The organism is Paracoccus maritimus, from assembly GCF_025195095.1.
GTDB lineage: Bacteria > Pseudomonadota > Alphaproteobacteria > Rhodobacterales > Rhodobacteraceae > Paracoccus > Paracoccus maritimus.
The window spans coordinates 1-12,968 of record NZ_JANAVZ010000005.1; the positions used below are offsets into that span (position 1 = coordinate 1).

A 12,968-nucleotide genomic window follows, 5' to 3' on the forward strand; every position below is an offset into this window, starting at 1 on the left:
GACGTCCTCGCACGACTACCTGAAACGACCGCTTCCCAGGTGCACGCTCTACTGCCATGGAACTGGAAAGCTGCGGAGCACCGCCAAGTCGTATGACCGCGGCCTACGCCGGATGCTAACCGTGGAAATGCGTTATCTGCAATTGCTCGACGAAGCCGAATAGACATCGAAAAATTCTCTCAGGCTGAGGTCGAGACGCTGCCAAGGTGGCGAGGCACATAACCTCGTTGACCGGCGCGTCCCACTCACCAGGCGGCGCGTTGGAGTTCTGGGTCAACCCGGACAGCCCGAACCAAAAATCCTTCTTCGGCGAAGACAGAGCATTTGTTTTTTTGCTGCGGCGGCGCCTGGCGTTCCGCGCTTGCCACGGCGGCAGTGCACGAGATGGGCCTCGAAAAGGTAAGCTATGTCGAGGGTGCCCATTCCTCCTGGAAGACGGAAGGCCGCGCCACCGAAGAGGCCGCAAAAAAGGGGTTCACAGAGCAGTGGCCGGGTCGCGGACTCCGGCACTTTCCATCTGCGCTGCCGTCGCATGGCCTCAACTGGGTTCTCCCGCGTGTGCGCCATAAATCTAAACAGCGTTGAGGCAGGCCTTGTTTCAGCGGTCGTTCCGGGTCGAAGAATATGATCCAGGCACTACAACGCAGCATGAGCACCACGTCCGTTCCACTCCCATAGGTTTGACCCTCCTTCCCCCGGTTCAAATCAATTGTAGGAACCGCCTCCACTTTACTCGTTTGCCGGGGCGCGGTGCGGAACCTTACCTTTCTCCTGTCATCGACGGGCCGATCGGATGTCCCGACGAATACCACAACAAGATCAGCCAAAGAGCAGCAAACCTGCTGCTTCTGGTGCTTGCGATGAGGATGGCGGCGGCGCGTTCCGTCCCGCCCCGCACTGAACGGAGGGAACACATGTCCGAGGAACTGCACACGATCCCGGCTTTGGAGGAAGCAAAGCGAAACCCCCTTCTGCTGGGACTGTTTCTGCCTCTGCAATCCGGTGCATGGAGCCCGTCGCTCGCGTCGCGGGATACCAGACCCGACTTTGACTACAACGCGCGCTGCACGCTGATGGCCGAAGAAATGGGATTCGACCTTGTGTTCGGACTTGCTCAATGGATGGGCAAGGGCGGATATGGCGGCGAGATGAAGTTCCGCGAGGATGCCAACGATCCGCTGTTGATCACCGCCGGTCTGGCCGCGATCACCAAGCGGATCATGCTCGTTTCGACCGTGCATATTCTCTACGGTTGGCACCCGCTGCATCTGGCGAAATTTGGCGCCACGATTGATCAGATGAGTAACGGGCGCTGGGGCCTGAACATGGTCACGGGATACAAGAAATCCGAGGTCGAGATGTTCGGGCTTGGCCAGATCGAGCACGATCAGCGTTATGTCATGGCAGAGGAGTTCGTCTCGCTCATGCGCAGACTGTGGTCCGATCCAGACGAGGTGACATTCGATGGCCAGTTCTGGAAGACAAAGAACGCCTTTGTCTCGCCCAAACCGGTCAATGGTCGTTGCTTGCTTGTGAATGCGTCGTCGTCGAAGGCGGGCATGGACTATGCGATCCGCAACTCGGATCTGATCTTCATCACCAGCCCTGCCGGAGCCGACCTGGATGCCGCCGTCGAGGCGCTTCCCGATCACAACCGCAAAATCAAGGATCTGGCGCGCGCGGCAGGTCGGGACATCAAGACGGTCATCAATCCGCATGTGATCTGCCGCGAAACCGAAACGGAAGCGCGCGCGCAATACGACCGAATCCTTGCGCAGCAGGATAGCGTCGCCGCAGACAACTTCTATGCCACGTTCATGGGGGGCGATCAGTCTTCGTGGAAGAGCGCAAGCCGCGATCAGTGGGTCATCGGCGGGAATGTCCACATCGTCGGCACGCCGGAACAAGTCGTCGATGGCTTCCGGCGCCTTAAGGAAGCTGGCTGCGACGGCGTGCAGGTCAACTTCTACGATTACATCAATGACCTTCAGTTCTTTGGTGACCGGGTGATCCCGCTTATGAAACAGGCGGGCCTGCGCGTCTGACAAGCTGCACCTGCCACGCGATCCATCCCCTGAAGAACTTGAAGACAGGCGAAAAGCATGAGCGACGAAACAACCGACACCCGCGGTCCACTGGCTGGCCTGCGCGTTCTTGAATTCGCACAGATCGCGGCGGGTCCGTTCACGGGCAGCCTGTTCGCCGATCTGGGTGCGGATGTGGTCAAGATCGAACGACCCGATGGAGGCGACGGAATGCGCAGTTGGCCGCCCATCCATCATTCGGCCGATGGTGGCGACTTCAGCGGGAACTTCACCTCGTTGAACCGAAACAAGCGTTCTGTCGCCCTCGACATCAAGAATGCCGATGATGCCGCGCGGTTTCGCCGATTGTTGGCCAAGGCCGATCTGCTGATCGAGAATTTCCGGCCGGGTGCGCTGGCACGCAGCGGCTTCGGATACGAAGACTGCAGAGCCATCAATCCCAGGCTCGTGTACTGCTCGATCACCGGATACGGACAGACCGGTCCATACTCGCAGAAGGGTGCGTTCGACGTGACGGTGCAAGCCATGAGTGGCTTGATGAGCGTGACAGGCGAATCCGGCGGCCCTCCGGTCAAGTGCGGTGTTCCCGTAGGGGATTTCGCCGCGGGTCTGTATGCGGCTTTCGTCAGCCTGGCAGCGGTCAACCGCGCACGCGAGACCGGGGTCGGTGCGCATGTAGATTGTTCGCTCCTCGGGGCGCTGCTGGGGGTTTCGGCGCTGCAGACCAGCCAGTTCTTCGGCACCGGGGCGCCGCCTGAAAGGCTGGGCTCCAGACATCCTCGCAATGCGCCTTACCAGGGGTTCGAGTCCGCCGATCGTCCGTTCACGATTGCAGCTGGGAACGACAAGCTGTGGCGCGATACCTGCGCTGTGGTCCAAAGACCCGAACTGGCCGACGATCCGCGATTTCGCACTCAGTCGCTACGCGCCGCCAATCAAGGTGAGCTTGCCGACATACTGCAGCCGATCTTTTTGACCCGGTCCGCTGACCACTGGCTGACCGAGTTCGACGCCAGAGGCATCCCCTGCGCACCAATTAACGATTTCCGGGAAATTCTGGAGGACGAACACGTCCGGCAGGCGGGTTGGATCACCCGAACTGAGATGCCCAACGGGGCCGACGTTTCGACCGTCGGTTTTCCGGTCGGGCTGACCGGTTTCAATTATTCGATCCGTCGCCGTCCTCCTGCACTTGGCGAACATGACGAGGATGTCATGTCGGAGTGGCATGCATGAACGCCGGGGAAGACCACATGCTGTCAGTCGAGCGCGACGCCAGGCTTGACGTTGAGACGATCACGCTTGCGCGAATGGAGCGGGCCAACGCGCTTGGCACCCCGCTGGTCGAACGCCTGATCGCGGAAATGACTCGAATTGCGGAAATCCAGCACAGTACGGGGCGCCAGCAGGTTGTCAGGTTCAGATCGCAGCATCGCGCATTTTCGGCCGGTTTTGACCTGGGCGAGGCTGAAACGCAGTCCGAAGGTGACATCCTGCTGCGCCTCGTGCGTATCGAGACCTTGTTGCAAAGGCTGCGGCGCGGGCCTGTCGCTTCGATCGCGATGGTGCAAGGGGCGGCCTATGGGGCGGGCGCGGATCTTGCCATCTCCTGCACCTGGCGGATTGGAACGCCAAAGGCGAGGTTCCGCTTTCCGGGCTTCGGTTTCGGAGTCGCGCTGGGCACTCGCCATCTTGCGGCGATCGTCGGTGCCGACATGGCACGGCGGATCCTGATAGAGAACCGCATCGTAGGGGCAGATGAGGCGCTGGACTGCGGGCTGCTGACCCATCTCGTTCAAGAGGACGAGTTCGAGGATACGGTCGCATCTCTCTCGCAGTTGCCGGTGCCCTTTCCCGACGGCGCGGTCGCGCGCATCCTCGGGATGACCGGCAGAGTGAGCGAGGACCAGGATCTGGCCGATATGGTTCGCTCATTGGCCGAACCAGGATTGAAAGACCGCCTTGCCGCCTACCAGAAAGCGAACGCAAAATGAGTAATGTGGAACGGGTAATCGCAACGATCCGCGAAGGCGGAATGGTGATCGTGACAGACGACGCCGACCGCGAGGCCGAGGGCGATCTGGTCATGGCCGCCACGCATTGTACGCCGCAATCCATGGCGTTCATCATCCGCAATAGCTGCGGCATCGTCTGCGCCCCGCTGTCCAGGACCGAGGCGCAGCGCCTGCATCTTACGCCGATGGTGTCGGAAAACGACGCGCCGCTTGGCACGGCCTTCACCGTGTCCGTCGATGTCGCGCACGACCTGACCACCGGCATTTCCGCCGAGCAGCGCAGCAACACGATCCGCAGTCTTGCCAATCCCAATATGGGCGCACGGGATTTTGTGCGTCCCGGCCATGTCTTTCCCCTGATCGCCCGCGACGGCGGTGTGCTGATGCGGTCGGGCCATACCGAAGCCGCAGTCGATCTGTGCGAGCTGGCAGGGCTGCCGCCGGTCGGTGTCATCTGCGAACTGGCCAATGACGACGGGACGGTCATGAAGGGAGCGCAGATCGAAGACTTTGCCGAAGCCCACCACCTGCCGATCATCAGCGTCGATGAGCTGATCTATTGGCGTCGCGCGCGCGAAGTGCTCATCAAGCGGTCCGAACCCTTTCAGTCGGAAAGCGTGATCGGCAGGCTGACGGGTTATGCCTTTTCGACACCGTTCGATTCGATCCGTCATTTCGCCTTTGTCTTTGGTGACATCCGCGTCGACCGGCCCGTGCCGGTCCGTATTCACCGGTCCTCTGTCGTCACGGATGTGATCGTGCAGGACAGTATCGTTCACCGCAGCTTGCGCAAGATGCAGTCGGATGGATGCGGAGTATTGGTCTATCTGCGCGAAGGTTCTTGCGGCGTTCCGTTGGCGTCGCTGGACACCGAGGTATCGGCGTCGGAACAGCAACGGCATCGCCAATGGCTGGAGGTCGGTTTAGGGGCGCAGATCCTGAACTGCCTTGGCGTGACACGGATCAAGCTGATTGCGGAACGGGATGTCAGCTATGTGGGTCTGGGCGGCTTTGGCATCAGCATAGCGTCGATCGAGCGTGCGGACTGACACATCGGGTACAGGCATGAGCCGACCTTCGTCCCCACTGAAACCGCAACCGCAAGAGGTTTGAATGACCACGTCCCCCGCCGCTACCGCCGTCACATCCAGCCAATTTCGCGATGTTCTGGGAAATTTCCCAACCGGTGTGGTCGCAGTCACCGGCATTGATGACGCTGGTCAGCCGATCGGCATGATTCTGGGCAGTTTCGGTTCGGTCTCTCTTGACCCGCCCTTGGTGTCCTTCATGCCCGCCAAATCGTCATCGTCCTGGGCCAGATTGGCTGGCTGCAAGCACTATTGCATCAACATCCTGGGCGCGAGCCAGGAGGATATCTGTCGCGTTCTCGCCTCCAAAAGCGCTGATAAATTTCAGGATGTCGCGTTCACCGCGTCTTCTTGCGGCGATCCGATGATCATAGGATCGCTGGCCCATATCCACTGCCGGCCCGTGACCGTCCACGATGCCGGCGATCATGACATCGTCGTCTGCCAGGTCGACGACCTGTCCGCGGCTTCTCCCGGCACGCCACTTCTATTCTATCGCGGCGGCTTTGGGACATTCACGTCGCAGTCGCTCCTCAGCAGTGAAACCGCGTTGATGGACAAGGTCCGGTTGTTGGACCGCATCCGCGATTTGCCCGAATCGCTCGCACAGGAACTGGATACGGAAGTATCCGCCGTTGCCCTTTTCAACGAAGAGATCGTGCTTATCGGCTCCTACGGGCGGTCGCGCGCTGTCGATTTTCCGTCCCGCGTCGGCCAGCATCTTCCCTTCATGCCGCCGATCGGCGGTGTTTTCGCAAGCTGGTGTTCGCCCGAACTGCAAGCGATGTGGCTTGCGAATGCGGGTGCCGCGGGCAGTCCTGAACGAGCTGTCGCAACCGACACGATCAAACAGATCCGGCGTCGCGGATTTGCAATGGGGCTGGGCCATGAACACAGCCTTGCGTGGGAACAGGCGGCCTATTGGAAATCGGCGGGCGATCCCAAGGTCACATCGGCCGAGTTGCGCCGCCGCATCGCGGCCACGCTGCATCATTACAACCCTGCAAGCCTGTGCGATGCCGAAGAGCATGAATTCCACTTTGCGCAGGCGCCGATTTTTGACGCGCAGTCCGAGGTTCAGTTGGCTCTGACCCTATGGGGCCCGCCGGGAAGCATGCCGGTCAAAAACATCAACGTATGGACTGCGCGGCTGCTGGATGCGACGAAGCTCGCGACGGAACGGATCGGCGGCACAGCCCCTGTCGCGGATGCGAACTGTGCTGGTTGAATTCGGCGGGCATGCCCGGCACATGATCGGTCGCATCCGGACTCTGGTTCCCAGGCCGCATTTCGCCAGGGGCGATATCGGTTCGACGTTGCATAACGTCATGCCGGGTATCGCAGTGTCCATCCTCGTGGCGATCACGGCGCAGTTCCTGGCCGAGCACTATGGCATGCCGGCGATGCTCATGGCGTTGCTGATCGGTCTGGCGCTGAATTTTCTCGCCGAGCCCGACACCCGTACCGCCGCCGGCGTGGCGTTTTCGGCTCGGACAATCCTGCGGGTCGGGGTCGCGCTGCTAGGCGCGCGGGTGTCTGCGGCAATGGTCGCGGACCTGGGGTTTGTCATGGTCCTTCTGGTCATGTCCGGAGTGATATGCACGATCTTGTTCAGTTTGCTTGTGGCAAGATTGTTCGGGCATAAGTGGTCCTTCGCTTTGCTATCGGGGGGCGCGGTCGCCATCTGCGGCGCGTCTGCTGCAATGGCGATCGCCTCTGTCCTTCCCCGGCACGAAAAGAGCGAACGCGACCTTGCCTTTACGGTCTTGTCGGTAACGTTGCTTTCGACCTTCGCGATGATTGTCTATCCGATCATTGCCTTGTCGCTTGCGATGACACCCGGCCAGAGCGGTGTTTTTCTTGGCGGGACGATCCACGACGTCGCGCAGGTTGTCGGTGCGGGCTTTTCTGTCAGCCCGGAGGTCGGCGAAACCGCCACCCTGGTCAAGCTGATCCGGGTATCGATGCTGGTGCCCGTTGTGCTCAGCTTTTCATTGTTCGTCCGGTATTCCGGCCGTGGCAGCACCACCCAGAGAGAAAAACTGCCTCTGCTTCCGGGCTTTGTCGTCGCGTTTCTTGCGCTGGCGGGAATGAACTCCGTCGGACTTGTTCCATCTGAGGTCAGCGATATTGCCGGAGATGTCAGCCAATGGGCGTTGTCGGTGGCGATCGCAGCCGTGGGCATCAAGACATCACTGAAACGGATGCTGGATGTCGGTGCCGGTGCCATCGGCCTGCTGATTGTCGAAACCCTGTTTCTGGCGGTGTTCGTGATTATCGGGATGCGTTTCATCGCGTGACGGCATATGGGCGCCACAACAGCATGACGGCCAGACCCGAACAGGAAAAAAATAGGCCCGCCTGAACGATCAAGACGTGCGATTCCTGTATCGCGAACAGCCGCGCCATGACGAAAGATGACAGCGCCTGACTGATTGCGAAGCCACCCGTGGCCGCCATCCAGATGCTGCCCGCATCCTGCGGCGCAAGGCGGCGGGCGTATCCCAGAACGACCGCGGTCATACCGATACCGGCGAAACCGCCCAGGGCGCCGCCAGTCAGCAGCGCGGGGGCGGATTTTACCAACAGCAGCGCGACCGCCGCGATCTGTACTACAAGCCACAGCAACAAGCTGTTCCGCCCGCCGAGGCGATCCGCCGACCTGCCACCAGCAAGAGCGCCAAGAAACCCGCCCAGTCCGAACAGCAGCCAGGCAGCCGAGGCAACTTTCGTTCCTTGGCCATAGGACCGGATCAGAAGATCTGACAAAAAGACCATGTGTGGAATCATGCCTGCGCCAGCTAGGCCATATGCGATGATGGCGGGGGCCGCGCCTGGAACGGCTCTCCAACCCGAAGACGTGGGGTGCAGTCTGGTTCGGGGCCAGATCCGGGACGTCAGCAACCAGATCAGTCCGGTCAGCGCCGACAGGAACAACCAAGCCCATGACAGCGAAATATGCGGCAAGGCTGGTGTCAGCGCTGCGCCCAGCATGATGCCTGACGCGACACCGGCGATGACGGCGCCGCTCGCCACGCCACGAAACCGTTCGGCGACACCCGCCTGCGCCGCCGGACCGGCCAGCACCATCAGGATTCCGCCCGCAAAGCCGGCAACAAGCCTCCATACGCACAGCCAGATCAACCCCAGATCAAACGCACAGGCCAGAAACGACAGGCTCATCGCGGCCATGCCGAAGTTCATGCTGAACCTCAGGCCGCCCTTCGCGGCCATTCGGTGCGCACCGAACACGCCACACAGATACCCCATCAGATTGAACGCACCGACATACCCACCGTCGGCCGACGCGATCCATCCTTGGTTTATCAACTGCGGAAAGAGCGGATTATAGGCAAAGCGGCCCAATCCTATTCCGACGAACGGCCCGGCCGCTCCCGCCAGAACGATCAGGATCTGCTGCCGCGTCTCAGCCATGGTGGAAACCTTTCCGCACTGGTTGTGCGCGCAATCGCTTTTTGAACAGGTATCGGCCTTGCTGGCGCCAAACCAAGCCAGAAAGCCTGATATGAGCAGACCAGAATTGTTGTTGCGCCCGGTCCCACGCTGGCTGGGTTCAATAATCTTGACGAGCCTGTAACAGATTAACTCGCTTGAGAAGACCGCACAGGAAAGGTTCTCTTGGCAGCGTGTCAGCGAAGGAGGAAACGCTGCACCAACACAGATCTGGCAATTTATGTTGACGTGCAACCCGTCCGGATGCCCGAGGGCGCTGTAAGTCGGTCGCGTCGACCAGCTGGGAGCCAGACGCGCTTGGGGAGGGCGCTGAATGTTCAAGACAATGTTTAAACTATCGGTTCGTGCGGTCGAAAGATGGATGCCGGACCCGCTTCTGTTCGCCTATATCCTGACGATCCTGTCGGCGCTCGCCGCCATCGTGTTCATGCGAACGCCGCCCCAGGATCTGGTGACTTACTGGGGGGATTCCATCTGGAACCTACTGGCGTTCTCGATGCAAATGGTCTTGATCGTCATCAGCGGTTTCGTGCTTTCGACGACCCCGCTGTTCAGCCGGATCCTCAACCGGTTCTCGTCATTGGCGACAACGCCGACAACGGCAATATTGCTGGTCTGCCTCGGCACTCTGACGGCAAGCTGGCTGAACTGGGGACTTGGGCTGATCGTGGGGGCAATCCTTGCAAGGCGGATCGCCGTCAAGGTGCAGAACGTCGATTATCGTCTGCTTGTGGCCAGCGCCTATTCAGGCTGGATCGTTTTCCACGGTGGACTTTCGGGCTCGATCCCGCTGCTGATCGCCACTCCGGGTCATTTCCTCGAGGGCAGCATCGGCATCATCTCGACCTCTCAAACGCTTTTCACCGTCTTCAACCTGTTCATCGTTGTTGCATTGTTCATCGCGGTCCCTGTCGTGAACCTGATGATGCTGCGCGGGATAGACGATCCGGTTCTTGTCGATGCGGAAAAGCTGCGCAAGGAAGACGCGATCAAGGTCGATGATCATAAAGACCACACTCTGGCCGACAAGATCGAGAACAGCCGGATCCTGTCGCTGATCATCGGCGGCGCGGCACTTTATTATGTGCTGTCCAGCCTGCTGACAGGCCGAGCGGGGCTGAACATCAACAGCATAAACCTGCTGTTCCTGGCGGCCGGAATCATCCTGCATGGCAGCCCTCGTCGGTTCCTTGACTCGTTGAACGAGGGCGTCAAGCATGTCGGGGCCATCGTCATCCAGTTTCCGTTCTACGCGGGAATCATGGGGATCATGTCCATGTCGGGTCTGTCCGAGGCGCTCAGCGACTTCTTTATCAGCGTGTCCACCGCCGCCACTCTGCCGATCTGGTCATTCCTGTCCGCCGGCATGCTCAACCTTTTCATTCCATCCGGTGGTGGCCAATGGGCAGTGCAAGGCCCCATCATGACGGCAGCCGCGCAGCAGATCGGTGCCGATGTTCCGCGCGTGGCGATGGCGGTCGCCTGGGGTGACGCGTGGACCAACCTGATCCAGCCGTTCTGGGCATTGCCGATTCTTGCTATCGCGGGGCTCAAGGCGCGCGACATAATGGGCTTTTGCATGATGCACACGCTTGTCTCTGCAATCATCATCATGACAGGGTTGCTGGTGTTCTGAGCCCGCGCAATCGCATACGAGAAGAAGGAGGCAGTGGCGATGAATCTGCGCAGGCTTGAAACGCTGTACTGGGCGGTCAGGTTGGGCAGCTTCAAGGCCACCGCCGAAAAGCTGAACTCGACACAATCGACCGTGTCGATGCGAATACAAGAACTGGAACGGGAACTGGGCGTCACGTTGTTCGATCGCTCGCCCGGTATGGTCAGGCCGACAGAGATCGGACGCGACCTGATCCCTTATGTCGAGCAGGTTCTGCGCAGTGCTGCGGAGATGAACGACCGACTGGCCGAGACTGGCATGAATTCCGGACGGATCAGGATCGGTGTCGCCGAAGTGGTTTCGATGAGTTGGCTGCCGCAACTGGTCGCCGCGCTGCGCGTGCGTTACCCGCGTGTGCAGGTCGAGATCGAAGAGGCGTTGACCCGACAACTGGAACAGGGGCTGGAATCGGGCCGTCTGGATCTGGTTCTGGCGCCGGGAGGCAATCAGAACGGGCGCTATCTGGTGCGTGATCTCGGCGCTGTTGAATTCGCTTGGATGTCCGGGCCTTCGCTGTGCTGTCCCGACACCGTGTACACCCCCTCGGATCTGGCAGAGATGCCCATGATTTCGCTGGCCGAGGAAAGCTATCACACGATTTCGATCACCGAATGGTTCAACAACCATCCCCGAACCGCCAATGCCGGAACGTGCCAAAGCATGGGGGTGGCCGCGTCTTTGGCAATCTCCGGCCTAGGCATAACGTTGTTGCCCGTAAAGTGCTATGACGAGGCGCTTGCGCGGGGTCACCTGATCCGTCTCCGGACGTCGACCGCATTTCCATTGATTCCGTTCCGCGCAATGGTCGCACCGCCGACCACTGGTCGGCTTGCATTGAACGTTGCAGAACTGGCTGCGGAAATAAGTACTTTCCTGAACACCGCAGAGGAGTAGTCCACGTTCATGGAGCGGGGCACTCGCAAGGTTCCGGCATCGCGTATCCGCCTCATTTTCGCGCGATGGCGCGGCCAAGGCTTTTCGAGCTGCGGAGCATATCGTTCCCGGCGATCGTGCCAGGGGTCCAAAGCTTGCATGGCGTGGCGTCCTTGCGGAGAGGGATGACGGCTTCCACGTCGCAACCGCGACGCGTCGTGACACTTGCGGAGATGGTAGGCACCATCCGCGGAGAGCCTCCAGATCTTCACGTTGGCGGGAATCTGGTTGAATGATCTCGCCTGCATGGGCGAGTCACCGACGTTGCTACCTATGATTGCGCCAGCGTGGATCTCCGGCGTTCGTTCATCGACAACGATTTGGATCTTGCGCCATATTCAGCTTTTCACGTCGCGGTGCTCACGTTCATGCCACTCTCCTTCGCCCTCGGCTTGCATGTCGGCGCTATCGATCGGCTGATTCAGCGGCCTCTGCGAACCACGTTGTGGAATGTTCACAGCCAAGGTCTTCTGACTATGGCTCAGCGTACTGAAGTCGGGCAGCGCTAAGTGCAGGGCGACCAGACGATAGGGGCTCACATCAAGATGATGGGACAGTGAGACCTTGATGGTTTGCGTGGCAGAAGCCAATCATTGAGCCACTCTGCATATAAAACAGTGTCCAATGTGAGCCAGCGAAGCCAAATTCACAAAATAATACAGATGCTTAAGATCCTTCCAGACGGGAGGCCTTTTTTGCGTTTCGCGCCCGTGTCATCACTGTGCCAACAGAACCCCGACGCCCTGTGTCACCGGATGGCGCCGAAGAGTTCTCCGTCGGCCAGTTTCGCCATGGTGGCGCGCATGATCTTGCCGGAGCGAGTTTTTGGCAGCCGCTCGATGATGACGCCCATACGGAAGGAGGCGACTGGGCCGGTCTCGTCCCTAACCCGTTTGACGCATTCGGCGAGGATCTCGGAATCGGGTCGTTCCACGCGGGCATTCAGGCAGATGAAGGTCAGCGGCGACTGGCCCTCCGGCGTATGTCAGGTCGGATAACGGGCCCGAGTTCATGGCCATCAAGCTCCGCGAGCGGATCGAGGCCGTCGGTGCCAAAACCGCGTAGATCGAACCGGGATCCCCCTGGGAAAACGGCCATGTCGAGAGCGTCAACGCCAGGCCTCGGGACGAACTGCTCAACGGCGAGATCTTCCATTCGCCGAGAGAGGCGCGGATCCTGATCGAACGATGGCGCCGCCACTAACACTGTGCGGCCCCATGCGCCCTGGGCTATCGGCCACCGGCGCCCGGGACCACCATCCCGATGGACCAAGGGCCAATCCTGCAATAACTCTCAAACCGGACAACACGAGAGCGGCAGGCTAGGGGCTATGGGACCTGAATCGCGGTTGAGTGCTTCCCATTCCTTTCACAGGATCTGGCGCAGTTTAACCTATGATCGGGTCGTGCCGATCGAGTTGTGTTGCTTCGGTTTGCAGCGATGAGACCATTGGTGGTGGTCGATCGCGCTGTCGCAGAACTCAGTCTTCGAGCGAGGTTTCCCCTTTCCCGTTGAGTTCATGCCATGCGCTCGATCTCGGCCGAGACGAGTGCGTTGAAGCGGCTGATGACGGCAATGCGGATGTGGATCTCGGCAGTCTGAACGCCGGGATCCCGTGAAGCGATGCGTTCACCTCAAGAAAGGGGTCAGTTTTGCATGCCGTTCCACACCCTATTCCCCCAACGAATGGCTGGCGGACGATAAGTTCCCCTCGCGGTTCCTTTAGCTTGGAACAATT

The 12,968-nt window shown here is 60.1% G+C and carries 11 protein-coding genes and 3 pseudogenes; 9 read left to right on the plus strand and 5 right to left on the minus strand.

All coding sequences use genetic code 11. The features are described 5' to 3' along the window. The first annotated feature begins 914 nt into the window (after positions 1–914). The 6 genes from MU516_RS09665 to MU516_RS09690 all read left to right on the plus strand — a co-directional run bounded on the left by MU516_RS09665 (position 915) and on the right by MU516_RS09690 (position 7,448). Positions 915–2,045: an LLM class flavin-dependent oxidoreductase gene (locus tag MU516_RS09665; protein ID WP_260277028.1), complete on the plus strand. Its 1,131-nt coding sequence runs from the start codon at positions 915–917 to the stop codon at positions 2,043–2,045. Between the two features lie 57 nt (positions 2,046–2,102). Continuing rightward, on the plus strand, positions 2,103–3,281 hold the full coding sequence (locus MU516_RS09670) for a CaiB/BaiF CoA transferase family protein (RefSeq protein ID WP_260277029.1): 1,179 nt from the start codon (positions 2,103–2,105) through the stop codon (positions 3,279–3,281). 17 nt (positions 3,282–3,298) lie between these two features. Further along, positions 3,299–4,039 carry an enoyl-CoA hydratase/isomerase family protein gene (locus MU516_RS09675; RefSeq protein ID WP_260277030.1) on the plus strand — a complete coding sequence of 247 codons (741 nt, stop codon included), beginning with the start codon at positions 3,299–3,301 and terminating at the stop codon, positions 4,037–4,039. Further along, positions 4,036–5,109, plus strand: coding sequence for a 3,4-dihydroxy-2-butanone-4-phosphate synthase (gene ribB, locus MU516_RS09680; RefSeq protein ID WP_260277031.1), 1,074 nt, complete (start codon positions 4,036–4,038; stop codon positions 5,107–5,109). Before MU516_RS09675 ends, ribB begins: the two co-directional genes overlap by 4 nt. 64 nt (positions 5,110–5,173) lie before the next feature. Further along, a complete protein-coding gene (locus MU516_RS09685) occupies positions 5,174–6,376 on the plus strand; it encodes a flavin reductase (protein ID WP_260277032.1) in 1,203 nt (400 codons plus the stop codon). 22 nt (positions 6,377–6,398) lie between these two features. Beyond that, positions 6,399–7,448, plus strand: coding sequence for a YeiH family protein (locus tag MU516_RS09690; protein ID WP_425606846.1), 1,050 nt, complete (start codon positions 6,399–6,401; stop codon positions 7,446–7,448). On the opposite strand, the gene MU516_RS09695 is transcribed toward MU516_RS09690, so the two are convergent. Then, a complete protein-coding gene (locus MU516_RS09695; RefSeq protein WP_260277033.1) occupies positions 7,438–8,583 on the minus strand; it encodes an MFS transporter in 1,146 nt (381 codons plus the stop codon). The two genes, MU516_RS09690 and MU516_RS09695, sit on opposite strands and share 11 nt — an antisense overlap. Positions 8,584–8,947: 364 nt before the next feature. On the opposite strand from MU516_RS09695, the gene MU516_RS09700 reads away from it, so the two are divergent. Beyond that, entirely contained in the window at positions 8,948–10,258 is a 1,311-nt protein-coding gene (locus MU516_RS09700) for a short-chain fatty acid transporter (RefSeq protein WP_260277034.1), read from the plus strand. Between the two features lie 39 nt (positions 10,259–10,297). Then, positions 10,298–11,191: a LysR family transcriptional regulator gene (locus tag MU516_RS09705; RefSeq protein ID WP_260277312.1), complete on the plus strand. Its 894-nt coding sequence runs from the start codon at positions 10,298–10,300 to the stop codon at positions 11,189–11,191. 113 nt (positions 11,192–11,304) lie between these two features. Here MU516_RS09705 and MU516_RS19440 read toward each other — a convergent pair. The 3 genes and pseudogenes from MU516_RS19440 to MU516_RS09715 form a co-directional block, all read right to left on the minus strand. Continuing rightward, positions 11,305–11,568, minus strand: a pseudogene (locus MU516_RS19440) (transposase); the annotation flags it as partial. Next, on the minus strand, positions 11,569–11,820 hold the full coding sequence (locus MU516_RS09710) for a transposase (RefSeq protein ID WP_260277035.1): 252 nt from the start codon (positions 11,818–11,820) through the stop codon (positions 11,569–11,571). A 158-nt stretch (positions 11,821–11,978) separates the two neighbouring features. Further along, positions 11,979–12,164: an AMP-binding enzyme gene (locus MU516_RS09715; protein WP_311319103.1), complete on the minus strand. Its 186-nt coding sequence runs from the start codon at positions 12,162–12,164 to the stop codon at positions 11,979–11,981. 35 nt (positions 12,165–12,199) lie between these two features. Between MU516_RS09715 and MU516_RS09720 the strand changes: the two are divergent. Then, positions 12,200–12,520, plus strand: a pseudogene (locus MU516_RS09720) (integrase core domain-containing protein); the annotation flags it as partial. 227 nt (positions 12,521–12,747) lie between these two features. Here MU516_RS09720 and MU516_RS09725 read toward each other — a convergent pair. Next, positions 12,748–12,864, minus strand: a pseudogene (locus MU516_RS09725) (IS5/IS1182 family transposase); the annotation flags it as partial. Between the last annotated feature and the right edge of the window lie 104 nt (positions 12,865–12,968).